This is a genomic window from Novosphingobium sp. (assembly GCF_039595395.1).
Classification (GTDB): Bacteria; Pseudomonadota; Alphaproteobacteria; order Sphingomonadales; family Sphingomonadaceae; genus Novosphingobium.
Genome location: NZ_JBCNLP010000001.1, coordinates 1,860,478 through 1,884,564 on the forward strand (window position 1 = coordinate 1,860,478; position 24,087 = coordinate 1,884,564).

A 24,087-nucleotide genomic window follows, 5' to 3' on the forward strand; every position below is an offset into this window, starting at 1 on the left:
GTCTGGAAAGGTGTCTGGTCTGATGCGGGGGTGGATTTGCCGGGGCGTGGGTGTATCTCCGCGCGGCTCGGGCTTTCAGGGACACTTTCAAGGAGAGGGCCATGATCCAGCGCTCGAAACCCGGTCTGATGGACATCCTCTTTGCGTGGAAGGGCACGATCCTGCCGCGCATTGGCGGGCGTCTGGCCTTGATCCTGCTGGCCAGCGTGGGGGCGGTGCTGGCGGCGCGCGACCATCCGGGCATCTTCGGGCAGATCAGCGCCTTTCCCTTCACGCTGATCGGTCTGGCGCTGTCGATCTTCATGAGCTTTCGCAACAATGCCTGTTACGGCCGCTGGTGGGAGGGGCGGCAGTTATGGGGCGCTCTGGTGATCGAGGCGCGTACCATTGCCCGGCAAGTGGCCAGCCTGCCCAAAGCCGAGCGCGAGGAGTTCGTGATGGGGCTCTGCGCCTTTGCCTGGGGGCTGCGTGCGCGACTGCGTGGCGATGATGAATCCACCGCCATCCGGCATTGGTGTGGGGCGGGGTGGGGTGAGGGCGAGTGGCGGGCCATGGCCAATCCCACCAATGGCGTGGTGCATGCGATGGGGCAGACCAGCCAGCGCCTGCTGGCTCAGGGCATCATCGACCCGATGCGCTGGTCGGTGCTGGAGCAGCATCTGGCCGCGCTGACCACGGTGCAGACCGGCTGCGAGCGGATCGCGGCGACTCCGGTGCCTTTTGCCTATTCGCTGCTGCTGCATCGCACGGCCTATATCTTCTGCCTCAGCCTGCCTTTCGCGCTGGCGGGGACATTGGGCTGGTGGGCGGTGCTGCCCTCGGCGCTGGTGGCCTATACGTTCTTCGGGCTGGATGCGCTGGGGGATCAGTTGGAGGATCCCTTTGGCCATGATGTCAACGATCTGCCGCTTGATGCCATGGTGCGGGTGATCGAGCGCGACATGCTTTCGGCGCTGGGGCAGACGGATTTGCCGCCTGTGCTTATGCCTGTGGATAATGTGTTGATGTGAGGTGGAGAAGCGCCGGATAACTCCGGGAAAGAAAAAAGCCGACCAGAAGGCCGGCTTTCTCAATTCCTTGCTTTCGCAGGGAATAAAATGGTCGGGGAAAGAGGATTCGAACCTCCGGCCCCTGCCTCCCGAAGACAGTGCTCTACCAGGCTGAGCTATTCCCCGACCGGTGCTGCAGAGGCGGTTTGAAGCGTCTCTGCGAGGCAGGAGCGGGCCTATAGACAGCGATTCCGAACCACGCAAGCGGCGTTTCGCATTTTTTTGCAACCTCGTGAATTTTCCCGGATTTGAGCGTGTTGCTGAAAATCGGATGACGGCGCCCGCGCCTTGGGCCAAACTGCGTCGATGACCTTGCCTTATACGCTCCGCACCGAGTCCGCCGCCCATTGGGAAGACCAGTACCTTGCCCTGATGGACCATATCTGGCGCCATGGTGACGAACGCCGCGACCGCACCGGTGTCGGCACGCGCTCGATCTTCGGGGCGCAGATCCGTTGCGATCTCTCCGACAACCGCATGCCGCTGCTGACCACCAAGCGCGTCTATTGGAAGACGGCGACGCGCGAATTGCTGTGGTTCCTGACTGGCGACACCAACATCCGCTCGCTCTGCGCGCAGGGGGTGGAAATCTGGACCGACTGGCCGCTCGACCGTTATCGCAAGGAAACCGGCGATCCGATCAGCCGCGAGGATTTTTCTGCCCGCATCGTGGCGGATGAGGCTTTTGCCGCGCAATGGGGTGACCTAGGCCCGGTCTATGGCAAGCAGTGGGTCGACTGGCCGACCTATCAGCCGGTGGGCGAGGGGATTTACCGCAAGGGGCAGGGCGTCAACCAGATTGCCGAGCTGGTCCACAGCCTGCGTCACAATCCGGGCAGCCGCCGCCATATCATCGAGGGCTGGAATGTGGCCGAGCTTGATTCGATGGCGCTGCCGCCCTGCCACAAGACCTATCAGTTCCATGTGGCCGACGGGCGCCTCTCGGGCCTGCTCTATCAGCGGAGTGCTGACGTGGCCTTGGGGCTGCCTTTCAATTTGTGGAGCGCCGCCCTGCTGATCCGCATGCTGGCCCAGCAATGCGATCTGGAGCCGGGCGAGCTGGTGTGGACCGGCGGCGACACGCATCTCTATCTCAACCATGAGGAACTGGTGGAGGCGCAGTTGCAGCGCAAGCCTTCGGGCGATCCGCGCATGACGCTGGCCCGGCGCCCGGAGACGATCTTCGATTATACCATCGAGGATTTTGTCGTCTCTGACTACGCGCCTCAGGGCAAGCTTGCCGCGCCGGTCGCGGTATAAAAGGAGAGAGCGATGGAGAAGGAGCCGCGAATCGATGCCTATATCGAGAAAGCGGCGCCCTTCGCCCGCCCGATCCTGACTCATCTGCGCGCGCTGTTGCATGAGGCCGTGTCCGACCTTGGCGAGACCATCAAATGGGGCATGCCGCATTTCACGGTCGGCGGGAAAAATCTGGCGGGGATCGCCGCCTTCAAGGCGCATTGCGCTTTCGTGATCCACGGCACGGGCCGTCAGGGCATGGAGCGTGATCCCGGTATGGGTGATTACGGCAAGATTGCCAGCCTCGATGATCTGCCACCTGCCGAAGAGATGAAGGCCAAGCTGATCGCCGCTGCCGAGGCCATCCGGCAAGGCGGCGGCATGGCCCGCCCCAAAAAGGCGCCGCGCGAAGCGATTCCCATGCCTGATGACTTCGCACAGGCGTTGGAGGCCCATCCGGCGGCCCGTGCCGTGTTTGAAACCTTCTCCCCCTCCAACCGTCGCGACTATCTGGAATGGATCGTGGAGGCCAGGCAGGCCGCCACTCGCGCCAAGCGCATCGCTCAGGCCGTGGAGTGGATCGCGGAGGGCAAGCGGCGCAACTGGAAGTATGAGAAGTGCTGAAGCATCGTGCGAAAAAGTGGGAACCGGTTTTTCGCGCAAACGATGCGTCTGCTTTTGCGCGCGCTCTTACCTGACCATGCCCGCGTAAGCGATCCGCCCCGACCCGGCCAGCGCCTGAGCCGGAGAGATATGCCAGCGCATATGCGTCACATCCTGCGCCCCGGCGATCCGCTGCCCGATGCGCAGCTTGCCCAGATAGCCCCAGGTGTGACCGCCATCGACAGAGACTTCGGCCTCATCCTTCTCGCCCGGCTCCCAGCTCATGCCCGAGGGCAGGGCTTCGGTGACGATAAAGCCGCCCGATCCGCCCAGACGATACCAACTGAGCAAGGTGACCACCCGGTCGCCTGTGGTGACCTGTTTGGCAGGCTCCAGCATATGCACCAATCCGCGCGCGTTCTGGCGCGTGTGTTCGACGAACAGGCTCGATTCGAGCATCACATCGGGCTGCACCCCCACAGCCGCGGTTTGCACATGGACGTTCTCATGCGCCGCGCGACCGGGGCCGGCCGTCAGGGCAAAGCCAAGCGCCAGCGAGGCCAGGCAGGCCGCACCGCGCAGCGGGAAGCGGAGGGGTGAAGCGGATGTTGCGCGCATGGGCAGAACTTTCACTCGCGGGACCATCCGATGATTCTGCGCCCGATCGATAAAAATTATGGTTAACGCGATGTTTGGCATAAGCCCGAAGCGGGGCCGAACCGCCATCACGGGGGTATGGAGCCGCATTTTGGCGGCTTAAGGCATAGTTTTCCACAGCTTAACTGCAAATTTGAGAAAGCTGGCCAATCCTTGTTGACAGCCCCGGCAGTCCCGCCTAGAGGCGCGTCTCCCAAGGGGCGCTGCCTCTTAGGAAACACAGGTGAGCGGGTGTAGCTCAGTTGGTTAGAGTATCGGCCTGTCACGCCGAGGGTCGCGGGTTCAAGTCCCGTCACTCGCGCCACTTGTGTTTCAATATAGAGGTACCCAGCATTGCGCGGGTGTAGCTCAGTTGGTTAGAGTATCGGCCTGTCACGCCGAGGGTCGCGGGTTCAAGTCCCGTCACTCGCGCCACCTTGGGATATTTCTTCCTTGAGAAGAGCAAGAGCGGCGGCCTTCGGGTCGCCGTTTCTGTTTGTGCGCTTGAAAGCGTTCAAAAAAAGCGCCGGGGTTTCAGCCCCAGCGCCCGGTTTCCATCCAGATCAGATAGCGCCGCAAGGGCAGCAGCCACACCACGCCCAGCAGGGCGTAGACGGGCACCTGCAGCAGCACGGTCCATGATGCGATCCATGGTGCCACAAAACGCGCGACCAGCCCGCCATAGACCAGCAAGGCCCCCACCAGTGCGAGAATGCCGATGGGGATGCGCCATGTCGGGGCCTTGCGCGGCGGGGCCTTGCGTGGAGTCTCTGCCATCAGGAGGCCTCGTAAAGGCGGGTGGGGGTGATGATGGCGGTCAGGGGCTGGTCATGGGCCTCCAGCGGCAGATCCTCGACCAGCTGGCAGTCCCAGCCCAACCCCAAAGCGGTCGCCTCCGGATGCGCCGCCAGCCAGCGGTCGTAATGCCCACCGCCCTGACCCAGCCTTGCGCCATCGGCCGAAAAGCCGACCAGCGGCACGAAAGTCAGATTCGGCTCGGCCTCGGGCGCATCCGCGGCGGGCTGAAGCGCGCCGTGCGGGCCGACTTCCAGCCCTTCATCATCATAAGGATCGAGCCAGAGGCGGAACTGCATCGGCGCATCCCTGTCGGCGAACCATGGCAGGGCGACCTTGCGGCCCTGCTCGGCAAAGAATTTGGCATAGCCGCGCGTCGGCGCCTCGTCGGGCAGGGCGTGATAGAGGCCGACTGTCGCGCCCTCGGGCGCCAGGGCGGCCACGGCAGCGGGCGGGCGCAGGAAGATCAGCGCCCGCACGCGTGGGTCAAGGGCAGCGACATGCGCGCGCCGGGCCTTGCGCAAACCGGCCCGCAGCGCCTTCTTCTGATCCAAGGGATGCCTCATGGAATGGCGCGGGCGTCCAGCGGCCGGCGCGAGAAAGGGGTGACGGGACCACCATGGGTCGTTTGCCTAGAAATCCACCGACGCCTACACGTCAGGTGGGGACCATGTACCACAGACCAGGGTCTGGGCAGAGACAGCCCCCAAGGATTTGCTTATAGCCTCAGGGATGTTCGAAAGGCTCGTGCGCGGCAGTACCCGTCGCGATGCAATTTAGGACCTAAAGGGCCGATCCTCAAGGGGGTCTTCCATCAAAGAGGCCAGATTTTCCAGCCGCAGTGCCAGATCGGTCAGGCGATCGGTGTCATCGACCCATTCCGGCGCAGCGGCGGGGGTGGGCGGTGCCTCTTCAACAGGCAGCGGAATCGCCGGGGTGGCTTCGACCGCCTCGGGCAGAAATTCCTCGCCATCGAATGTTTCGGCATGCGGCGGCAGGCCAAGATCGCCCTTCTTCGCCTCAAAAACCTCATCGGCCAGCAGCAGCGCGGCAAACAGCAGCGCGCGGCTTTCGCCCTGCACGGCGGCGGGCGGCAGGCTGGCGAGCCGCGCATCGATCATCCGGCCCAGATCGGCGATATGCTCTTCCTCGCCCGAGGCGCAGCCCACCACATAGTCGCGACCGGCAATGGTCAGGGTCACATTGCTCACGCCGGGCCGACCTCACCTGTGCTGGGGGCATGCGAACCGATCAGGGCGTCGATTCGCGACAGCGTATCGCGCAGACCGCTGCGCAGCGCCTGATGCCGTTCCTGCTCTTCAAGCAGCCGCAGTTCCAGCGTGGCGGCGTCACTGCGGCTGCGCGCCGCTGCGTCCAGCCTTGTGAGGGCTGCCTCGATTCTCTGCCATGCTGCGTCGCGCCGGGTCTGGTCCATATGGGCTGAGCCTAGCCCAGCCACGCCCGGCTGCAAAGCGGCTCTGCGATGGAAATAGAGCAAGATGCGGCGATGAGCGGGGCATGGCCGCACATTCGTATTCATCTGCGCATACTTATTATTCCCCTTGTGCCTTCCGGGCGGTTGACGGGGCAGGGCCCATCCGCAAAGAGGTCCGCGCGATTCGCGTATCATCTGGAGCCAGCAAAGCATGACCATCGCCGCCCCGTTCGAAGCCCCCCAGCTCGATCACGCAAGGTTGCAGGCGATGGCCAATGCCATCCGCGTTCTTTCCATGGATGCCGTTCAGGCCGCCAACAGCGGCCACCCCGGCATGCCGATGGGCATGGCCGATGTGGCCACGGTGCTGTTCTCGAAGTTTCTGAAGTTCGATCCGGCTGCCCCGCGCTGGGCCGACCGTGACCGTTTCATCCTGTCGGCGGGCCATGGCTCGATGCTGATCTACTCGCTGCTGCATCTGACCGGCTATGCCCAGCCGACGATGGATGACATCAGCAAGTTCCGCCAGCTTCACAGCGTCTGCGCCGGCCACCCCGAGAATTTCGAGCTGCCGGGCGTGGAATGCACCACCGGCCCGCTGGGTCAGGGCCTGGCCATGTCGGTCGGCTTCGCGCTGGCCGAGCGTCATCTCAACGCCACTTTCGGCGACGGTCTGGTCGATCACAACACCTTCGTGATCGCGGGCGACGGCTGCCTGATGGAAGGCATCAACCATGAGGCGATCGGTCTGGCCGGTCACCTCAAGCTGGGCCGCCTCAACGTGCTGTGGGACGACAACCGCATCACCATCGACGGCGACACCTCGGTGTCGACCAGCGAGGACATTCCGGCCCGCTATCGCGCCACCGGCTGGCATGTCGTGGAATGCGACGGCCATGATTTCGACGATATCGAGCGCGCCATCAGCGAAGCCATCGCCGATCCGCGCCCCTCGCTGATCGCCTGCCGCACCATCATCGGCAAGGGCGCCCCCAACAAGCAGGGCGGCCACAATGTTCACGGTTCGCCGCTGGGCGACGCCGAAATCGCCGCCGCTCGCGAGGTGCTGGGCTGGACCCTGCCGCCCTTCGAGCTGCCTGCCGAAATTCTCGCCGACTGGCGCTCGCTGGCCCCCAAGGGCGCCGCTGCCCATGCCGCATGGGCCGAGCGTCTGGCCTCTGACGCGCAGGGTCAGGAATTTGCTCGCCGCATGGCTGGCGAACTGCCCTCGCTGGAGGAGGCCGAGGCCACCTTCGCGGGCTGGCTCGAAGGCAATCAGAAGGTCGCCACCCGCAAGGCGAGCGAACTGGCGCTTGAGGTGCTGGCCCCGCTGGTGCCCGAACTGGTGGGCGGCTCGGCTGACCTTACCGGTTCGAACCTCACCAAGGTGAAGGCCACGACGCCGCTGACCGCCGACGATTACAGCGGCCGCTATGTCTATTACGGCATCCGCGAATTCGGCATGGCCGCCGCGATGAACGGCATGGCGCTGCATGGCGGCATCATCCCCTATGGCGGCACCTTCCTGGTGTTCTCGGACTATTGCCGCAATGCCATCCGCATGTCGGCGCTGCAGCAGGCTCGCGTCATCTACGTGCTGACGCATGACTCGATCGGTCAGGGTGAAGACGGCCCGACCCACCAGCCCATCGAGCATGTGATGAGCATGCGCATGATCCCGAACCTCGAACTGTTCCGTCCCGCCGACGTCATCGAGACCGCCGAGTGCTGGCAGCTTGCTCTGGAAAACGACAATGGCCCGACCGTGCTGGCCCTGACTCGCCAGAACGTCAGCCAGTTGCGCAAGAGCGGCGAGAACCTGTCGGCTCTGGGCGCCTACCGCCTTGCCGAGGCCTCGGCTGACCGCAAGGTGGTGCTGATCGCCACCGGTTCGGAAGTGGAAATCGCCGTCGCCGTGCGCGCCGCTCTTGAAGAGCAGGGCATCGGTGCCGATGTTGTCTCCATGCCCTCGATGAGCCGCTTCCGTGATCAGGATGCTGCCTATCAGGCCGATCTGCTGCCCGCCGATGTGCTCAAGGTCTCGATCGAGGCTGGCACCACCTTCGGTTGGGAAAGCTTCACCGGCGCTGACGGTCTGCGCTTCGGCATCGACACTTTCGGCGCCAGCGCTCCGGCGGCTGCGCTTTACGATTACTTCGGTCTGACGGCGCCCAAGATCACGCCGCAGATCGTCGCGGCCCTGAAGGCCTGAGCGCTTACGCCTGATTTCTTAGAACACCTAAATCCATCCAATTGAGGAGCAAGACATGGCTGTGAAGGTAGCGATCAATGGTTTCGGTCGCATTGGCCGTAACGTCGCGCGCGCCATTCTGGAGCGCCCGGACTGCGGTCTGGAACTGGTCTCGATCAACGATCTGGCCGATGCCAAGGCCAACGCCCTGCTCTTCAAGCGCGACAGCGTGCATGGCACCTTCCCCGGCACCGTCGAGGTGGAGGGCAATGACCTGATCATCAACGGCACCCGCATCCAGGTGACCGCCGAGAAGGACCCCGCCAACCTGCCGCATGCCGCCAATGGCATCGACATCGCCCTGGAGTGCACCGGCTTCTTCGTGGACCGCGAGAGCGCCGGCAAGCACCTGACCGCCGGCGCCAAGCGCGTGCTGATCTCGGCGCCGGGCAAGAAGGTCGATCTGACCGTTGTGTACGGCGTCAACCATGACAAGCTGACCTCGGAGCATCTGATCGTCTCGAACGCCAGCTGCACCACCAACTGCCTGGCCCCCTTCGCCAAGGTGCTGCATGAGGCCATCGGCATCGAGCGTGGCCTGATGACCACGATCCACAGCTACACCAACGATCAGAAGATCCTCGACCAGATCCACAAGGATCCGCGTCGTGCCCGCGCCGCCGCGCTGAACATGATCCCCACCAGCACCGGTGCCGCCGTGGCCGTGGGCGAGGTTCTGCCCGAGCTGAAGGGCAAGCTGGACGGTTCGTCGATCCGCGTGCCGACCCCCAATGTCTCGGTCGTCGATCTGGTCTTCACCCCCAAGCGCGACACCACGCTGGAGGAAGTGAACAGCCTGCTCAAGGCCGCCGCCGAGGGCCCGCTCAAGGGCGTGCTGGGCTACACCGAGGAGCCGCTGGTTTCGGGCGACTTCAACCATGACTCGCACTCCTCGACCATCGACAGCCTGGAAACGGCTGTGCTGGAAGGCAAGATGGTGCGCGTTCTGAGCTGGTACGACAATGAGTGGGGCTTCTCCAACCGCATGGTCGATACGGCCGGCGCGATGGGCAAGCTGCTCTGATCCAAAAGCGGGGCGGGGCGAAAGTCCCGCCCTTTCTCTTTATGGTCCGGGGTTCTAGGCTCCGGATATTTGCTGCTATGTCCTCTCGCGCGGCGAGGGGCTGGGGGAAACGATGGCCAATTTCCGCAAGCTCGACGATCTGGGTGATGTGAAGGGCAAGGTCGTGCTGCTGCGCGTCGACCTGAACCTGCCGATGCAGGATGGCGCCGTCACCGACGACACCCGCGTGCGCGCCGCCGCGCCGACGATCAAGGAACTCTCGCTCAAGGGCGCCAAGGTGCTGCTGCTGGCGCATTTCGGTCGTCCCAAGGGGCTGCGCGATCCCAACCAGTCGCTGTCTCTCGTGCTGGGCGCGGTCGAGAAGGTGCTGGGCCGCGAAGTGATGTTCGTGCCCGAGATTGCGGGCGACATCGTCAAGCAGGCGGTGGGCATTCTGGGCGATGGCGATGTGGCCTGCCTTGAGAACACCCGCTTCTGGCCCGGCGAGGAAAAGAACGATCCCGAGCTGGTGAAGGCCATCGCCGCCAATGGCGACATCTATGTCAACGATGCCTTCTCCGCCGCGCATCGCGCCCATGCCAGCACCGAGGGTCTGGCCCATGTGCTGCCCGCCTATGCCGGTCGCAGCATGCAGGCCGAGCTGGAGGCGCTGGAAAAGGCGCTGGGCAATCCGGTCAAGCCCGTGGCCGCTGTCGTGGGCGGCGCCAAGGTGTCCTCCAAGCTGGACGTGCTGAAGCATCTGGTGACGCAGGTCGATCATCTGGTGATCGGCGGCGGCATGGCCAACACCTTCCTGGCCGCGCGCGGCGTGGACGTTGGCAAGAGCCTGTGCGAGCATGACCTGACCGGCACCGCCGAGGAGATCATGGACGCCGCCGACGCCTCTGGCTGCACGATCCACCTGCCTTACGAGGTGGTGGTCTCGAAGGAATTCGCCGCCAATCCGCCTTCGCTGCGCACCTCCAACGTGCATGAGGTTGCTGCCGACGAGATGATCCTCGACGTTGGCCCCTCGGCGGTGGAATCGGTCGCCGATGCGCTGAAGACCTGCAAGACGCTGGTGTGGAATGGGCCGATGGGCGCCTTCGAGACCGTGCCTTTCGACGCGGCCACCGTGGCGCTGGCCAAGATCGCCGCCGCGCTGACCAAGGAAGGTTCGCTGGTTTCGGTCGCCGGTGGTGGCGATACGGTGGCGGCGCTGCACCATGCGGGCGTGGCGAATGACTTCAGCTATATCTCGACCGCTGGCGGTGCCTTCCTCGAATGGATGGAAGGGCGCGAACTGCCCGGCGTGAAGGCGCTGGAAATCTGAGCATAACGCCAACCCTTTCTATAAAGCACACTGCAGGCCCGTCGCCCGATGGCGGCGGGCCTGTCCGTGTTGCGCGCCACCGTTTCGTGACGCTGGACGCGATGCGCGGGCTGGCGGCCTTGGCGGTTGCGGTGTTCCATGTGTACAATCCGCTGGTGCCGGGTGGCTATCTGGCGGTGGATTTCTTCTTCGTGCTCTCCGGCTTCGTGCTGGACCGCACCTACCGCCCGCGCTTTGCCGCAGGGCTGGGGGTGAGGGCATTCATGCTGGCCCGTTTCGCGCGGCTCTGGCCGCTGCATCTGTGCGGGCTGGTGCTGTGCTTTGGTTGGCTGGCTGTGCTGGTTGCGGGCAATGCCACCGACATTGGCTGGGGCACGCTTCTGAGTGGTCTTGCCGCCAATCTGCTGTTTCTGCCGAGCGTGGCGGGGCGCGACATTTCGCCGATCAACCCCCCGGCCTGGTCGCTGCTGATGGAGTTTGGCGCCAATGCGCTGATGGCGCTGTTCGCCATTCGCCGCTCGACGCGCGGGCTGACGGTGCTGCTGGCGATCGCGGCCGTGGTGCTGGTGATCGATCTGACTTTGACGCAATCCCTGACGCCCTTTGTCGACAACGCTTCCATCGTGAAAGTGGGCTATCATTGGGGCGATGTGCATCTTGGCGTGGTGCGCACGATCTTTTCCTTTCTGACGGGCATGGTGCTTTCCCGGCATCTGGAGGGGCGCCTGCCGCGCGTCAGCCGCTGGTCATTGGCGGTGCTGGCGCTGGGGGCCGTGCCGCTGTTTCTGCCGCTGTCGGGATGGAGCCGCTTTGCGCTCGATCTGGGTTTCATCCTGCTGCTGTCGCCCGCGCTGGTGCTGGCGGGGGCCTCACTGGAGATGCCTGCCGCGTTCTCGGTCTGGGGTGAGCGGTTGGGCGCGATCTCCTATCCGCTCTATGCCGTGCATTTCTTCTGGACCTATGCTGCCACCACCATCGGCTATCGCCATGGCTGGCCGCTGTGGCTGACGATCGCGACCTTCCTCACCTTCGCGCTGGGTTGCGCGAGCTTTTGCGCGAAATGGGTCGATAAGCCTCTGCGAGGGTGGCTTTCGCGTCGTTTTGCAGGCTTTTTGCCGCAAAAATAATCCTCAAAGCCGATTTTCCGCAGTTGCGAAATCGATCGCCCGCGTTTATCGGGAGGCTTCTGCATACCTATGCAGAATATTCGGAAACCCGCTTTTTAGCCCCCGACAGGAGCCTGTATGACGACCAAGGCCGTGGCGAAGATCCTTGCCAACTATGAGTCCGACAATCCTGGTGTTAAGGCCAATCTCTATCGCATCCTGTCGCAGGGCCGTCTGGGCGGCACCGGCAAGCTGATCATCCTGCCGGTGGATCAGGGCTTCGAGCATGGCCCGGCCCGCTCCTTCGCGGTGAACCCCGATGCCTACGATCCGCACTACCACTATCAGTTGGCGATCGACGCGGGCCTCTCGGCCTATGCCGCGCCGCTTGGCATGCTGGAGGCCGGGGCCGACAAATTCGCCGGGCAGATCCCCACCATCCTGAAGGTCAACTCCTCCAACAGCTGGGGCACCGCCGCCAATCAGGCCGTCACCGGCAGCGTGGCCGATGCCCTGCGTCTGGGCTGCTCGGCCATCGGCTTCACCATCTATCCCGGCTCGGACGATGTCTTCGAGATGATCGAGGAAATCCGCGAGCTGCGCGAAGAGGCCGCCAGCGTTGGCATCGCCACCGTCATTTGGTCCTATCCGCGCGGCGGCAAGCTGCCCAAGAGCGGCGAACTGGCCCTCGATGTCGGCGCCTATGCCGCCCACATCGCCTCGCTGATCGGCGCGCATATCGTCAAGGTGAAGCTGCCCAGCGCCCATATCGAGCAGGAAGAGGCCAAGGCTGCCTACGCCGGTCAGGACTGGTCCGATCAGGCCGACCGCGTCAAGCATGTCGTGCAGTCCTGCTTTGCCGGGCGCCGCATCGTCGTCTTCTCGGGCGGCGCGGCCAAGGGCGCCGATGCCGTCTATCAGGACGCGCGCGATATTCTGGCCGGTGGCGGCAATGGCTCGATTATCGGCCGCAACACCTTCCAGCGCCCGCGCGCCGAGGCGCTTGCCATGCTCGACAAGCTGGTGAAAATCTATAAGGGCAAGGAATAATCGCCTTTGCGCCGATGGGAATCGTCTAAAGATCCCGTCGGCGACATCCCGGCGAGCAGCGGCGTCGGCCCGTTTTTCCATTTTTGTCCCTGCGTGCGGGGGTATGAATGGGAGAGAGGGCCGACGCCGTTCGCGTTTTGGGATTCAGGGGTTTAAGAAGAGAAGATGCGAGGGTGTTACACCCTCGCGCTCCCATGACGTCTTCCGGCGAAGCCTCGGTGGCACCCCATCCTTGCGTCACGGCTCTCCACCTGTGCAATCTACGTTGCGCCAGCGCCTGCGCGGGTTTAGAGCGCGGCCATGGCTGACGAAACCTTTGAAGACGACTTCGAGAACCCTTTCGAATCGGGCATTCTGCCCGACGAAACCTCCTTCGGCGACGAGATCGATCCGGAGCTGCGCCCGCGCACCAAGATCTATCTGATCTCCCCCCCTCGATGTGACGGGTGATTTCCCCGAGCGCCTGCGCCGCGTGATCGAGGCGGGCGTGAAGAACAAGCATGGCGTCGCCGCCTTCCAGTTCCGCGTCAAAGGGCTGGACGAGCATGCCGCCGCCGCTCTGGCCGCCCCGCTTCAGGCGATCTGCGCCGAGCGTGAGGTGGCCTTTATCGTCAACGATTCGATCAGCCTCGCCAAGCGCCTCAATGCCGATGGCGTCCATCTGGGCCAGGATGATGGCGACCCGCGCGAAGCCCGCGACCGCCTTGGGCCGGACGCGCAGATCGGCGTGTCCTGCAATGACAGCCGCCATCTGGCGATGAGCGCGGGTGAGGCCGGGGCCGATTACGTCGCTTTCGGCGCTTTCTTCCCCACCACCACCAAGGAAACCAAGCACACCGCCAAGCTCTCCACGCTGGCCTGCTGGCAGACAGTTTTCGAGATTCCCTGCGTCGCCATCGGCGGCATCAAGCCGGAGAATTGCGGCCCTCTGGTGCGCGCGGGCGCCGATTTCCTCGCCGTCTCCAGCGCCATCTGGGACGGCGACGAGGTGGCCAATGTGCAGGCCCTGATCGCGGCGATCCACGCCGCCTGAGCACGAACTTCACGTGCGCTTGCTGACACTCATGTCAACAAGCGCACGTATGGGGCTTTTCAGCCCAGTTGCGCCGTGGCATCAGGCGCCATGACCACACAGACCTCAACGCCCGCACCCGCGCGCGAACTGACCTTGCGCGGCGTCATCCTCGGCGCGCTGCTGACGGTGATTTTTACCGCAGCCAACGTCTATCTCGGCCTGAAGATCGGGCTGACTTTCGCCACATCGATCCCGGCGGCGGTGATCTCCATGGCGGTGCTGCGCACCATGCGCGGCTCCACCATTCAGGAGAACAACATCGTCCAGACCATCGCCAGCGCGGCGGGCACGCTCAGCGCGATCATCTTCGTGCTGCCCGGCCTGCTGATGATCGGCTGGTGGGTGGACTTCCCCTATTGGCAATCGGTGGCGGTGATCGCGGTCGGCGGCATTCTGGGCGTGATGTATTCCGTGCCCTTGCGCCGCGCTTTGGTGACCGGCACCGATCTGCCCTATCCCGAGGGCGTTGCCGCCGCCGAAGTGCTGAAGGTCGGCGCCGGCAGCAGCGCCACGGGCGAGGGGGATGACGAAAACCGCAAGGGCCTCTCCGCCATCATCGGCGGCACCGGCCTTTCGGCGCTTTACACCCTGCTGGCGAAAATGGGGCTGGTGGCCGAGGAAGCCGCCAAATCCTTCCGCCTCGGCTCGGGCCTCAGCCAGGTTTCGACCAGCTTTTCCATGGCGCTGATCGGCGTCGGGCATCTGGTGGGGCTGGGCGTGGGCATCGCCATGCTGACGGGCATGCTGATCAGTTGGGGCATTCTGGTGCCGCTCTACACGCATGGCTTCGTCGGTGACGACATCAGCGCGGCGATCAGTGCGACCTTCAAGATGAAGGTGCGGATCATCGGCGCGGGCACCATCGGCATCGCGGCGGTCTACACGCTGCTGCGGGTGATCGGGCCCATCGTGAAGGGCATCGCGGGCGCCATCGCCGCCCAGCGCCAGCGTCAGGCCGGGCAGGGGGCCTCCCTGCCGCTGACCGAGCGCGACCTGCCCATCGGCATCGTTGGTGCGGTGATCGTGGCGGCGATGCTGCCCATTGGCCTGCTGCTGGCCGATTTCGCCAAGGGCGGCCCGATCGAGGCGCATTTCTGGCCGGTGCTGCTGGCGACCATCGCCTATGTGCTGGTGATCGGCATCGTGATTGCCTCGGTCTGTGGCTATATGGCGGGGCTGATCGGCGCGTCTAACTCGCCGGTGTCGGGCACGGGGATCATCTCGGCGCTGGGCATTGCGCTGCTGCTGGCGGCGTTCTTCGGGCGCAACATCGATCCGGCGGCGACCAAGGCTCTGGTGGCCTTTTCGCTGTTCGTGACGGCGATCATCTTCGGCGTGGCGACGATTTCCAATGATAACCTTCAGGATCTGAAGACCGGCGAACTGGTCGGCGCGACTCCGTGGCGCCAGCAGGTGGCGCTGGTGCTGGGCGTGCTGTTCGGCGCGCTGGTGATCCCGCCGGTCCTTAGCCTGCTGAACCAGCGCTTCGGCTTTGTCGGTGTGCCGGGCGCGGGTCCGAATGCTCTGGCCGCGCCTCAGGCGGCGCTGATTTCCACGCTGGCGCAGGGCGTGCTGGGCGGTCAGCTTGACTGGAGCCTGATCGGCATCGGTGCGGCCATTGGTGTGGTCGTGATTGCCATCGACGAAGCGCTGCGCAAGAGCGGTAAGGGTATGCTGCCGCCGCTGGCGCTGGGCATGGGCATCTATCTGCCGATGGCCTTGACGCTGCTGATCCCGATCGGCGCGCTGATCGGCCATGTCTATGACCGCTGGGCAAAGCGCGCGGCCAATCCGGAATTGGCGGAACGTCTGGGCATGCTGGCGGCGACCGGCCTGATCGTGGGCGAGAGCCTGTTCGGCGTGATCTTCGCGCTGCTGGCGGGCGTGACCCAGAAGGCGACCCCGCTGCAATTGATCGCGGAGAATCCCTATGCCGATGGCGCTGGTCTGGTGGTGTTCACGGCAGGGATTGTGTGGATTTACCTGCGGGTCAAGAAGCAAGCCGCACAATAATCCGGCAGAGAGGTCAGGCACACGGATAGGGTGCCGCTGTCATCTCGCCGGGAGACGTTATGGGAGCGCGAGGGTGTAACACCCTCGCATCTCTCTTTTTACGGCATCACTGATTGTTCCGCACCGCCCGGATGCACCGCAGATCGGTATCCTTCCCCTGAGCATCGAGCCGGCGCAGGAAGTTCTCACTCACGCGGCGGAAGCTCTGACCCTTGCGCTGGCCGGTGGTGAAGCGGATCACATCCCCGGTCAGCAGATAGGTGCCGCGCCCCCCCACCACGCTGTAGACCGAGGCGTGGAGGATGGTGAAATCCTCGTTCTCCTGGCGCACGCCAGTCTTGCCCAGCGCGTTGCCGGGGGTTTCGCACTGATAGGTGCCCTGCTTCATCACGGCGATGTTGCCGACCTCGCTGGCCTGGGCGGGCAGGATGGTCAGCATGGCGGCCATCACACTCATGAACGCCCCGGATTGCCACAGGCGCCCACTCGCGCTAAGGGCGCGGCTTGCGCTTTTCAGGCGCCGGCCTTTCGGGGCCTGTACTTCGTTCTTTCGCATCAAAGGTTCATCCCCATGAAGATCAGCGGCGTCGATATCCGCCCCGGCAACATTCTGGAATACGAAAAGGGCATCTGGAAAGTCGCCAAGACCCAGCATACCCAGCCCGGCAAGGGCGGCGCCTTCATGCAGGTCGAGATGAAGAACCTGATCGACGGACGCAAGACCAATGTGCGTTTCCGCAGCGCCGACACGGTGGAACGCGTGCGCCTCGACACCAAGGACTTCCAGTTCCTGTACGCCGAGGGCGACGATCTGGTGTTCATGGACGTGGAAACCTACGACCAGATCACCCTGCCGACCGACCTGCTGGGCGATGCCGCGGCGTTCCTGCAGGATGGCATGACCGCCGTGCTGGAAATGTATGACGACCGCCCGATCAGCGTGCAGTTGCCCGATCAGGTGGAAGCCACCATCGTCGAGGCCGACGCCGTGGTGAAGGGGCAGACCGCCTCGTCGTCCTACAAGCCCGCGTTGCTCGACAATGGCGTGCGCGTGATGGTGCCGCCCCACATCAGCTCGGGCACGCGCATCGTCGTGAACGTTTACGAGCGCAGCTACGTCGGCAAGGCCGACTGATTTTTCGGGCGGGGCCGTTTTGCGCGCCTCGCCCCCTTCTTTCTAATCCAGGAATTGCCCAGTGACTGTCGTTTCAGGTCTTATCCGCGTCATGGAGCGCGCCGCACGCAAGGCAGGCCAGCGCCTGCGTCGCGATTTCGGCGAGGTCGAGCACCTTCAGGTCAGCCGCAAGGGGCCTGCCGACTTCGTCAGCCGCGCCGATCAGGCGAGCGAGCGCACTCTCTATGATGAACTGCGCGCCGCGCGCCCCGACTGGGGCTTCGTGCTGGAAGAGGGCGGCATCATCGAGGGCGACCCGACCAAGCCGCGCTGGATCATCGATCCGCTCGACGGCACCAGCAACTTCTTGCACGGCATTCCGCATTTCGCGATCTCGATCGCCGCGCAGGAGCCGCGTCTGGATGGCAATGGCTGGGGCGACGTGATCGCCGGGCTGATCTATCAGCCGATCACCGACGAGAGCTTCTGGGCCGAAAAGGCACGCGGCGCATGGCTGCATGACCGCCGCCTGCGCGTCTCGGGCCGCCGTCACCTCGACGAGAGCCTGATCGCCACCGGCATTCCCTTCGCAGGGCATGGCGACACGCTGGAATGGCAGAAGATCTATGCTGCTCTGGCGCCTCAGGTGGCGGGTATCCGCCGTTTCGGCGCGGCCGCGCTGGACATGGCCTGGGTGGCTTCGGGCCGTTACGAGGGCTTCTGGGAAAGCAATCTGAAGCCCTGGGACACGGCAGCGGGCTGCCTGCTGGTGCGTGAGGCCGGTGGTTTCGTCTCCGACTGGCGCGGCGTGTCGCAGCCGGTCTGCGACGTGCAGGTGCTGGCGGGCAACGATGCGCTGCATTCGCGCCTGCACAAGATCCTGGCCGGCGCGCTGAAGGATTGAGTCTGTTGATTGATCGGGGATTGATGCTTTCTGGCATTGATCCCCGATCAAAGGTCCGCTAGGCGGGCCGAACCGCAAGGCAGTCTGGCCTTCGCAATGCCCCCGTGGCGGAATGGTAGACGCGACCGACTCAAAATCGGTTGTCGAGAGATGTGCCCGTTCGAGTCGGGCCGGGGGCACCATTTCTATCTGACAAGAGATTGGTTGCCGGAGTGAGAGGATTGGTTATCCTCCTCTGGTGCGAGCCATCACCTGCTCGAAAAGCTCAAAATCACGGGCATAAAGCTGTTCGATGTGTCTGATGGTGACGCTGTCCACGGACACCGGTTCACGGAATGATGCATTGAGATGCGGCAATGGGCCGGTGTTCAGCCATCGACACAAGTCCTGCAGGGAACGCTCTGAGGATAGTGAGAACAGCTCATCCACCATCACCGTTCCTTGCGGATTGCAGACAAACGCATGCTGGGGGGTCAACAGGGCGGAACAGGACATCCGCGACGGTTTTTCCGTGAGGCGTGCCACGAAATCCTCGAAATGAGTCAAAGAGCCTACCCTTGCCATTTCGAAACGAGAAGTAGCCATGAGCGTGGTGCCGCCATGTTTCAAAAAGCGGAAGGCTGAGAGCAGGCGCTCGACGGGATGGCGAACGACGGAAAAGCTCGGCACATCGCCCAGGTCCTGCCCGTAAAGGCGAAAAATGGTGTTGGCGGTCAGATGGGGGACGTTGCGCTGATACAGCAGCGAGCAGATCGATGTGCCGCCTGTCTTGGGAATGTGAATGAACAGGCGGTGCGCGGCCAGCGCTGGAGCGAGAACGCGATCCCGGGCGATCTGTGCCCAGATGGACCGCGTGACCGGGAATTTCGCCATCGCCATGCTCGTTTCAACGCACAGGTGGCGCAGTGCATCTTTGACCAGCAGAACTGGTTCTGGCAGAAAGCGCCAATCGATTGGAAAAGGACGATAATCGTTCTCGCCGGGGTCGTTTGAGGAGAGTTGATTGGAGCCGTGGCCGCTTTCGACTTTCACCAGGGTCAGGCTATTTTTTCGTTCGGCACCCGTCACAAAAGGCAAATCGGATGCGGTGGACTGCGGCATATGGTGCTCCATTTTTATGGAATTTTTATACTCCTTATTGATGTGGAAGCAAGAGGGCTGGGCTGGTTGTGTTGTGAAGTGGCGATAATTGAAGTTATTGCTTCAATTGTATATTTCTATCTTTTTTAAAAAGATAATGACTGTAAATACTTGCATGATTTGTATCCATTGCAAGAGTCGCTTTTGCGTTAAAAAGATGGCATATCTCCATTTTTTATAGATGTATTTTCATAGGGGTGCCTTGTTCAAGTCGAAGGCGGCGAGGTCACGCGCAATGTATCTGAAACGCTCTTCACAGGTGCGGCTGAGCGAGTTGCAATAAATTGATATTTTCATAGAGTTGCGTATGGTGCTGCCACCCTCCCAGGGCGTGACCTGTCAGGTTTACCGACATTTTACGGCTTGGGGCCTAAGCCTTCGCCCAAGGTCCGTGTCGGGGCTGGACGTCAAGACGGCAAAGCCATGATCCGCCTGTTCAAGCATTATATTCCTCACGCCGTGCTGCTCCTGGGCCTGATCGATCTGGGCCTGCTGATGATGGCGGGCGATTTCGCATGGCGGTTGCGTGCCGAACAGCTCGGCATGGCCTCCGGGCCGATCGGTGAGCGTCTGCATCCGCTCGCGCTTTTCACCCTCATCATCCTGACCGCCATGATCGCGGTGGGCGTCTATGGCGCCGATGCGCTGCGCTCGGTGCGTTTCGCCTCGGCGCGGTTGCTGGTGGCGATCTCGCTGGGGATCATCACGCTGGCGGTGCTCAATTCGATTGCTGGCGGCTATGAGTTCTGGCGCTCCACTCTGTTCTACGCGATGGTCGCCGCGATCGTCCTGCTGGTGGCCAACCGCCTGCTGGTGGGGGGCATTCTGGGCGCTTCGGCCTTTCGGCGCCGCGTGCTGGTGCTGGGTGCGGGCGCGCGCGCCGAACGTCTGCGCCATCTGGCCGAGAGCGGATCGGCAGGCTTTGCCATCGTCGGCTACGTCGGCATGAGCGAGGGCAGCCATATCGTCGAGGAGGCCATCCCGCGCAGCGCGATCCACAATCTCAAGCGCCATGTCGAGAACCTTGGCGTGTCCGAGGTGGTGCTGGCCCTGGAGGAGCGGCGCAATGCCCTGCCGCTGAAAGACCTGCTGCGCATCAAGACGGCGGGCGTTCACGTCAACGATTTCTCCTCCTTCGTGGAGCGTGAGACCGGCCGTGTCGATCTCGATACGGTCAACCCAAGCTGGCTGATCTTTTCGGACGGTTTTTCCTCGGGCCGGTCTTTTTCCAGCGCGGGCAAGCGGCTGTTCGACATTGTGCTCAGCCTGCTGCTGCTGGCGCTGACCGCGCCGGTCATCCTCTTCTTCGCGCTGGTGGTGAAGCTGGACAGCAAGGGCCCCGCCTTTTTCCGCCAGAAGCGCGTCGGCCTCTACGGCCAGCCTTTCGATGTGATCAAGCTGCGCTCGATGCGTGTCGATGCCGAGGCCAATGGCGCGCAATGGGCCACTAAGAACGACCCGCGCGTCACCCGCGTCGGCAATTTCATCCGCAAGATCCGCGTCGACGAACTGCCTCAGGCCTGGACGGTGCTGAAGGGCGAGATGAGCTTCGTCGGCCCGCGCCCCGAGCGCCCCGAATTCGTCGCCGATCTGGAAGAGAAGCTGCGCTATTACGCCGAGCGCCATATGGTGAAGCCGGGCATCACCGGCTGGGCACAGGTCAACTATCCCTATGGCGCCTCGATCGAGGATTCGCGTAACAAGCTGGAATATGACCTTTATTACGTGAAGAACTACACACCTTTCCTCGACATCCTCATCATCCTGCAGACCTTGCGCGTGGTGATCTGGCACGAGGGCGCGCGGTGAGGCCCCCTGAAGCCTTGCGGCAATGAGCACCATCGCCGCCCAGAGCCTGTGGGGCACCATCGCTGACGTCACCCATGGCGCGGGGGCCGTCGCCGCAGTCACTGTGGCCGTGGCGGTGTGGAGCCATCGCGACCGTTTCGGCAGCGCGGGCGGCGCGATTGTCGCGGCGCTGGTCACCCATGCGCTATGGTGCCTGTCGATGGCGGTGGAAGGGGCGGGCAGCCTTGCGACCACCAGTCTGCTGGCGCTGCGCAATCTGGCCTGGCTGGCGACGCTCTACCGCCTTTTCGCCCATGATGGCCGCTTGACCAGCGTGCGCCCGGTACGCCCGGTGATTGTGGCGCTGACCCTGGTCGATCTGCTGGTGCCAGCGGTGTTTGTCGCGGAATATCGTGTCGACCCCGGCCTGCTTGCCGATCCCGCGCTGGGGCGGTTCAACATGCTGCTGCTGATGCTGGCGGTGGTGGGGTCGCTGGTGCTGGTGCACAATCTCTATGTCGGCGCCGACCCGCAGCCGCGTGCCATGCTGCGCTGGCCGGCGCTGGGTTTCGCGGCAGTCTGGGTGTTCGAGCTGAACCTCTATACCGTCGCCTATCTCGATTCGGACTGGCCGTTGCAGCTTTCGGCGCTGCATGGCGTGATCGACGTCGCCTTTGCCGTGCTGATATCGATCGGCGCGATGCGGCGGCATGAGATGCTGCGCATCCGCCCCTCGCGCGCGATGACCTTCCATTCGGTCTCGCTGCTGGTGATGGGCGCCTATTTCGTGGCGATGATCGGCGTGGCGCAATGGCTGGCCTATGCCGGGGGCAATTACGCGCGCTGGCTGCAATATGGCTTCATCATTCTGGCGACGGCAGCGGCGCTGCTGATGCTGCCCTCGCGGCGGCTGCGCGGCTGGCTGCGGGTGACGATGGTCAAGCATCTGTTCCAGCACCGCTATGATTATCGCGCCGAATGGATGCGTTTCACCCGCACCATCGGCAGTCCGGATGAAGAGGCGCCGCCGCTGCATCAGCGCGCCATTCAGGCCGTGGCCGACATCACCGACAGCCCCTCCGGCTTGCTGCTGGTGCCCGACGATATGGGCGAGATCGTGCTGGGCGCCCGCTGGCGCTGGCCCACCGCCGATGTGCCGGGCCCGGCGCTCTCACCCGAGGCGGTGCGCTTTTTCGACACGCATGATTTCATCATCGACCTCGACGATTTGCGCGATGGTGGTGGCGATGAAAGCCATCTGATCCCGGCATGGCTGCGTGACGAACCTTTGGCCTGGGCGCTGGTGCCGCTGGTGCATGACGACCGGATGGTCGGCGCCGTGGTGCTGGCCCGGCCCCCGCAGGCGCGCAAGCTCGACTGGGAGGATTTCGACCTGCTGCGCCTGGTCGGCCAGCAGCTTGCGACCTATCTGGCCGAGCATCGCGGGCAACTGGCGCTGGCCGAGGCGAGCCGCTTCGACGATTTCCACCGCCGTATCGCCTTTGTGATGCATGACATCAAGAATCTGTCGAGCCAGCTCACCCTGCTCACCCGCAATGCCGAGCGCCATGCCGAAAACCCCGAATTTCGCGCCGATATGCTGGTAACCTTGCGCAACTCGGCGGAGAAGCTGAACACGCTGGTGGCGCGCCTGTCGCGCTATGGCAGCCAGGTCGACAAGGTCGAGCCGGTGGCGCTGGGCGGTATCGCGCGCGAAGTCGTCAAGCCCTTTGAGGGCCGCCATCCGGTCGAGGTGATCGAGCGCGATCCTTGCGTGGTCTCGGGCAACAGCCATTCGATCGAACAGGTGCTGACCCATCTGCTGCAGAATGCGGTGGAGGCCAGCCCGCAAGGCAACCCGGTCTTCATCGCCATCTCCGAGGATGGTGCGGCAGCCCGCATCGAGGTGGTCGATTCGGGTTCAGGCATGAGCGAGGATTTCGTCCGCAACCGCCTGTTCCGCCCCTTCGTCTCGACCAAGCCGGGGGGCTTCGGCATTGGCGTCTATGAGGCACGCGAGTTGGTGAAGGCCATGAAAGGCAATATTTTGGTCGAAAGCCGCGAGGGGATCGGCACGCGCTTTGTTGTGCGCCTGCCGCTGGCATCTGCGCATAAACGGAAGGTGGCATGATGGCCGATCGCCCAAGTCTGCTGATCGTCGAGGACGATGCCGGGCTGCAGGCCCAGCTCAAATGGGCCTATGAGGATTTCGAGGTCACGGTGGTGGGTGACCGCGCCTCGGCGCTGGCCGCGATGCGCGCGCTTGAGCCCGAGGTGGTGACGCTCGACCTCGGCCTGCCGCCCGACCCGGATGGCACCAGCGAGGGCTTTGCCGTGCTTGATGCGATCATGGCGATGCGCCCGCAAACCAAGGTGATCGTCGCCAGCGGGCATGGGGCGCGGGAAAGCGCGCTCAACGCCATCGCGCGCGGGGCCTATGATTTCTACCAGAAGCCGGTCGATATCGAGGAACTGGGGCTGATCGTCCGCCGTGCCTTCAAGCTGGCGCGGATCGAGGCGGAGAACCGGGCGCTGGCGGCGCGCGTCGGCTCGGACAACCGCGTGCTGGGCGGGATGATCACCGCCGCGCCCGAAATGCTGCGAGTGGCCCGCACCATCGAGCGGGTGGCGGGCACGAATGTCTCGGTGATGCTGCTGGGCGCCAGCGGCACGGGCAAGGAACTGTTGGCGCGCGGGCTGCATGAGGCCAGCGACCGCAGGGCAGGGGCCTTTGTGGCGATCAATTGCGCGGCGATCCCCGAAAACCTGCTCGAATCCGAACTGTTCGGCCATGAGAAGGGGGCCTTCACGGGCGCGGTCAAGACCACCGAGGGCAAGATCGAGCAGGCGCAGGGCGGTACTTTGTTCCTCGACGAGGTGGGCGATATTCCGCTTCCGCTGCAGGTGAAATTGCTGCGCTTCCTTCAGGAACGCGTGATCGAGCGGATCGGCGGGCGCAAGCCCATCGCGGTCGACACGCGCATCGTCTGCGCCACCCATCAGAACCTTGAGGCGATGATCGTCGACGGCCGCTTCCGCGAGGACCTGTGGTATCGCCTCGCCGAGATCGTGGTGAAAATCCCAACGCTGGCCGAGCGGCCCGGCGATTCGGTGCTGCTGGCCCGCGCTTTTCTGCAGCGCTTTGCTGTCGAACTGAACCTGCCCGCCAAGGGCTTCTCGGGCGATGCTCTGGCCGCCATCGACGGCTGGGGTTGGCCGGGCAATGTGCGCGAACTCGAAAACCGCGTGAAGCGCGCCGCGATCATGGCCGATGGCAAGCTGGTGACGGCGCAGGATCTTGATCTGGGCACGCCGGGCGGTGTTCAGGAGGATCTGCCACTCAACCTCAAGGCCGCGCGCGAGCAGACCGACCGTCAGGTCATCCGCCATGCCCTGACTCGCAGCGAGGGCAATATTTCCAGCACGGCAAGGCTGTTGGGAATCAGCCGCCCGACGCTCTACGATCTGCTCAAACAGTATGATCTGCAGGGCGAGGGCGGGGTAACACCCCGTTAACTATGGTAAAGCGCTGATTGGTCTGGAATTTCACCAA

At 63.8% G+C, this 24,087-nt stretch carries 21 protein-coding genes, 4 tRNA genes and 1 pseudogene; 18 read left to right on the plus strand and 8 right to left on the minus strand.

What is annotated here, in order from left to right:
• Positions 1-101 precede the first annotated feature (101 nt).
• Complete coding sequence (locus ABDW49_RS08750; protein ID WP_343611241.1) at positions 102-1,010, plus strand: bestrophin family protein; 909 nt, start codon at positions 102-104, stop codon at positions 1,008-1,010.
• Positions 1,011-1,098: 88 nt separating this feature from the next.
• Here the strand turns inward: ABDW49_RS08750 and ABDW49_RS08755 are convergent.
• A tRNA-Pro gene (locus ABDW49_RS08755) sits at positions 1,099-1,175 on the minus strand.
• Positions 1,176-1,355: 180 nt separating this feature from the next.
• Between ABDW49_RS08755 and thyA the strand changes: the two genes are divergently transcribed.
• Both thyA and ABDW49_RS08765 read left to right on the plus strand, forming a co-directional pair.
• The gene (gene thyA, locus ABDW49_RS08760; RefSeq protein WP_343611243.1) at positions 1,356-2,309 is read left to right on the plus strand and encodes a thymidylate synthase; all 954 of its coding nucleotides are present in this window, start codon (positions 1,356-1,358) and stop codon (positions 2,307-2,309) included.
• A gap of 12 nt (positions 2,310-2,321) precedes the next feature.
• Positions 2,322-2,912 (plus strand): YdeI/OmpD-associated family protein, encoded by a 591-nt coding sequence (locus tag ABDW49_RS08765; RefSeq protein ID WP_343611245.1) that lies wholly within the window; start codon positions 2,322-2,324, stop codon positions 2,910-2,912.
• Positions 2,913-2,978: 66 nt separating this feature from the next.
• On the opposite strand, the gene ABDW49_RS08770 is transcribed toward ABDW49_RS08765, so the two are convergent.
• The gene (locus ABDW49_RS08770) at positions 2,979-3,509 is read right to left on the minus strand and encodes a hypothetical protein (protein WP_343611247.1); all 531 of its coding nucleotides are present in this window, start codon (positions 3,507-3,509) and stop codon (positions 2,979-2,981) included.
• A gap of 266 nt (positions 3,510-3,775) precedes the next feature.
• Here ABDW49_RS08770 and ABDW49_RS08775 point away from each other — a divergent pair.
• Together ABDW49_RS08775 and ABDW49_RS08780 are read left to right on the plus strand one after the other, a co-directional pair.
• Positions 3,776-3,852, plus strand: a tRNA-Asp gene (locus ABDW49_RS08775).
• Between the two features lie 33 nt (positions 3,853-3,885).
• Positions 3,886-3,962 (plus strand) — tRNA-Asp (locus tag ABDW49_RS08780).
• A gap of 99 nt (positions 3,963-4,061) precedes the next feature.
• Here the strand turns inward: ABDW49_RS08780 and ABDW49_RS08785 are convergent.
• The 4 genes from ABDW49_RS08785 to ABDW49_RS08800 form a co-directional block, all read right to left on the minus strand.
• Complete coding sequence (locus ABDW49_RS08785) at positions 4,062-4,304, minus strand: DUF2842 domain-containing protein (protein ID WP_343611249.1); 243 nt, start codon at positions 4,302-4,304, stop codon at positions 4,062-4,064.
• A complete protein-coding gene (locus ABDW49_RS08790) occupies positions 4,304-4,876 on the minus strand; it encodes a 5-formyltetrahydrofolate cyclo-ligase (protein ID WP_343611250.1) in 573 nt (190 codons plus the stop codon). The genes ABDW49_RS08785 and ABDW49_RS08790 overlap by 1 nt, the downstream gene beginning before the upstream one ends.
• 222 nt (positions 4,877-5,098) lie before the next feature.
• Positions 5,099-5,533, minus strand: coding sequence for a cell division protein ZapA (locus tag ABDW49_RS08795; RefSeq protein WP_343611251.1), 435 nt, complete (start codon positions 5,531-5,533; stop codon positions 5,099-5,101).
• The gene (locus tag ABDW49_RS08800; RefSeq protein ID WP_343611252.1) at positions 5,530-5,757 is read right to left on the minus strand and encodes a hypothetical protein; all 228 of its coding nucleotides are present in this window, start codon (positions 5,755-5,757) and stop codon (positions 5,530-5,532) included. The genes ABDW49_RS08795 and ABDW49_RS08800 overlap by 4 nt, the downstream gene beginning before the upstream one ends.
• A 211-nt stretch (positions 5,758-5,968) precedes the next feature.
• Here ABDW49_RS08800 and tkt point away from each other — a divergent pair, with 211 nt between their 5' ends.
• The 7 genes and pseudogenes from tkt to ABDW49_RS08835 all read left to right on the plus strand — a co-directional run bounded on the left by tkt (position 5,969) and on the right by ABDW49_RS08835 (position 15,588).
• A complete protein-coding gene (gene tkt, locus ABDW49_RS08805; protein ID WP_343611253.1) occupies positions 5,969-7,969 on the plus strand; it encodes a transketolase in 2,001 nt (666 codons plus the stop codon).
• A gap of 55 nt (positions 7,970-8,024) precedes the next feature.
• Positions 8,025-9,032: a type I glyceraldehyde-3-phosphate dehydrogenase gene (gap, locus tag ABDW49_RS08810; RefSeq protein ID WP_343611254.1), complete on the plus strand. Its 1,008-nt coding sequence runs from the start codon at positions 8,025-8,027 to the stop codon at positions 9,030-9,032.
• 112 nt (positions 9,033-9,144) lie between these two features.
• On the plus strand, positions 9,145-10,344 hold the full coding sequence (locus ABDW49_RS08815; protein ID WP_343611256.1) for a phosphoglycerate kinase: 1,200 nt from the start codon (positions 9,145-9,147) through the stop codon (positions 10,342-10,344).
• Between the two features lie 86 nt (positions 10,345-10,430).
• The gene (locus ABDW49_RS08820) at positions 10,431-11,471 is read left to right on the plus strand and encodes an acyltransferase (protein WP_343611257.1); all 1,041 of its coding nucleotides are present in this window, start codon (positions 10,431-10,433) and stop codon (positions 11,469-11,471) included.
• A gap of 117 nt (positions 11,472-11,588) precedes the next feature.
• Positions 11,589-12,500, plus strand: coding sequence for a class I fructose-bisphosphate aldolase (locus ABDW49_RS08825; RefSeq protein WP_343611258.1), 912 nt, complete (start codon positions 11,589-11,591; stop codon positions 12,498-12,500).
• 300 nt (positions 12,501-12,800) lie between these two features.
• Positions 12,801-13,533: pseudogene (thiE, locus tag ABDW49_RS08830) on the plus strand (thiamine phosphate synthase).
• 90 nt (positions 13,534-13,623) lie between these two features.
• The gene (locus ABDW49_RS08835; protein ID WP_343611259.1) at positions 13,624-15,588 is read left to right on the plus strand and encodes an oligopeptide transporter, OPT family; all 1,965 of its coding nucleotides are present in this window, start codon (positions 13,624-13,626) and stop codon (positions 15,586-15,588) included.
• A 106-nt stretch (positions 15,589-15,694) separates the two neighbouring features.
• On the opposite strand, the gene ABDW49_RS08840 is transcribed toward ABDW49_RS08835, so the two are convergent.
• A complete protein-coding gene (locus ABDW49_RS08840; RefSeq protein ID WP_343611261.1) occupies positions 15,695-16,045 on the minus strand; it encodes a hypothetical protein in 351 nt (116 codons plus the stop codon).
• Between the two features lie 114 nt (positions 16,046-16,159).
• Between ABDW49_RS08840 and efp the strand changes: the two genes are divergently transcribed.
• From efp to ABDW49_RS08855, 3 genes are all read left to right on the plus strand, one after another.
• Positions 16,160-16,723 (plus strand): elongation factor P, encoded by a 564-nt coding sequence (gene efp, locus ABDW49_RS08845; protein ID WP_343611263.1) that lies wholly within the window; start codon positions 16,160-16,162, stop codon positions 16,721-16,723.
• A gap of 61 nt (positions 16,724-16,784) precedes the next feature.
• Positions 16,785-17,606, plus strand: a complete 822-nt coding sequence (locus ABDW49_RS08850; RefSeq protein WP_343611265.1) for an inositol monophosphatase family protein — start codon at positions 16,785-16,787, stop codon at positions 17,604-17,606.
• Between the two features lie 98 nt (positions 17,607-17,704).
• Positions 17,705-17,788 (plus strand) — tRNA-Leu (locus ABDW49_RS08855).
• Between the two features lie 43 nt (positions 17,789-17,831).
• On the opposite strand, the gene ABDW49_RS08860 is transcribed toward ABDW49_RS08855, so the two are convergent.
• Positions 17,832-18,707 (minus strand): sulfotransferase family 2 domain-containing protein, encoded by an 876-nt coding sequence (locus ABDW49_RS08860; RefSeq protein WP_343611267.1) that lies wholly within the window; start codon positions 18,705-18,707, stop codon positions 17,832-17,834.
• Between the two features lie 462 nt (positions 18,708-19,169).
• Between ABDW49_RS08860 and ABDW49_RS08865 the strand changes: the two genes are divergently transcribed.
• The 3 genes from ABDW49_RS08865 to prsR are packed head-to-tail and all read left to right on the plus strand — an operon-like array spanning position 19,170 to position 24,050.
• Complete coding sequence (locus tag ABDW49_RS08865) at positions 19,170-20,555, plus strand: TIGR03013 family XrtA/PEP-CTERM system glycosyltransferase (RefSeq protein ID WP_343611269.1); 1,386 nt, start codon at positions 19,170-19,172, stop codon at positions 20,553-20,555.
• Positions 20,556-20,577: 22 nt separating this feature from the next.
• A complete protein-coding gene (prsK, locus tag ABDW49_RS08870) occupies positions 20,578-22,665 on the plus strand; it encodes an XrtA/PEP-CTERM system histidine kinase PrsK (protein ID WP_343611270.1) in 2,088 nt (695 codons plus the stop codon).
• Positions 22,662-24,050, plus strand: a complete 1,389-nt coding sequence (prsR, locus tag ABDW49_RS08875; RefSeq protein ID WP_343611271.1) for a PEP-CTERM-box response regulator transcription factor — start codon at positions 22,662-22,664, stop codon at positions 24,048-24,050. The genes prsK and prsR overlap by 4 nt, the downstream gene beginning before the upstream one ends.
• Positions 24,051-24,087: the final 37 nt, after the last annotated feature.

Bases quoted from the DNA above. Each gene is read 5' to 3' on its own strand.
- ABDW49_RS08750 (WP_343611241.1), top strand. From the start codon at position 102: ATGATCCAGCGCTCGAAACCCGGTCTGATGGACATCCTCTTTGCGTGG.
- thyA (WP_343611243.1), top strand. From the start codon at position 1,356: ATGACCTTGCCTTATACGCTCCGCACCGAGTCCGCCGCCCATTGGGAA.
- ABDW49_RS08765 (WP_343611245.1), top strand. From the start codon at position 2,322: ATGGAGAAGGAGCCGCGAATCGATGCCTATATCGAGAAAGCGGCGCCC.
- ABDW49_RS08770 (WP_343611247.1), bottom strand. From the start codon at position 3,509: ATGCGCGCAACATCCGCTTCACCCCTCCGCTTCCCGCTGCGCGGTGCG.
- ABDW49_RS08785 (WP_343611249.1), bottom strand. From the start codon at position 4,304: ATGGCAGAGACTCCACGCAAGGCCCCGCCGCGCAAGGCCCCGACATGG.
- ABDW49_RS08800 (WP_343611252.1), bottom strand. From the start codon at position 5,757: ATGGACCAGACCCGGCGCGACGCAGCATGGCAGAGAATCGAGGCAGCC.
- tkt (WP_343611253.1), top strand. From the start codon at position 5,969: ATGACCATCGCCGCCCCGTTCGAAGCCCCCCAGCTCGATCACGCAAGG.
- gap (WP_343611254.1), top strand. From the start codon at position 8,025: ATGGCTGTGAAGGTAGCGATCAATGGTTTCGGTCGCATTGGCCGTAAC.
- ABDW49_RS08815 (WP_343611256.1), top strand. From the start codon at position 9,145: ATGGCCAATTTCCGCAAGCTCGACGATCTGGGTGATGTGAAGGGCAAG.
- ABDW49_RS08825 (WP_343611258.1), top strand. From the start codon at position 11,589: ATGACGACCAAGGCCGTGGCGAAGATCCTTGCCAACTATGAGTCCGAC.
- ABDW49_RS08835 (WP_343611259.1), top strand. From the start codon at position 13,624: ATGACCACACAGACCTCAACGCCCGCACCCGCGCGCGAACTGACCTTG.
- ABDW49_RS08840 (WP_343611261.1), bottom strand. From the start codon at position 16,045: ATGAGTGTGATGGCCGCCATGCTGACCATCCTGCCCGCCCAGGCCAGC.
- efp (WP_343611263.1), top strand. From the start codon at position 16,160: ATGAAGATCAGCGGCGTCGATATCCGCCCCGGCAACATTCTGGAATAC.
- ABDW49_RS08860 (WP_343611267.1), bottom strand. From the start codon at position 18,707: ATGCCGCAGTCCACCGCATCCGATTTGCCTTTTGTGACGGGTGCCGAA.
- ABDW49_RS08865 (WP_343611269.1), top strand. From the start codon at position 19,170: ATGATCCGCCTGTTCAAGCATTATATTCCTCACGCCGTGCTGCTCCTG.
- prsK (WP_343611270.1), top strand. From the start codon at position 20,578: ATGAGCACCATCGCCGCCCAGAGCCTGTGGGGCACCATCGCTGACGTC.
- prsR (WP_343611271.1), top strand. From the start codon at position 22,662: ATGATGGCCGATCGCCCAAGTCTGCTGATCGTCGAGGACGATGCCGGG.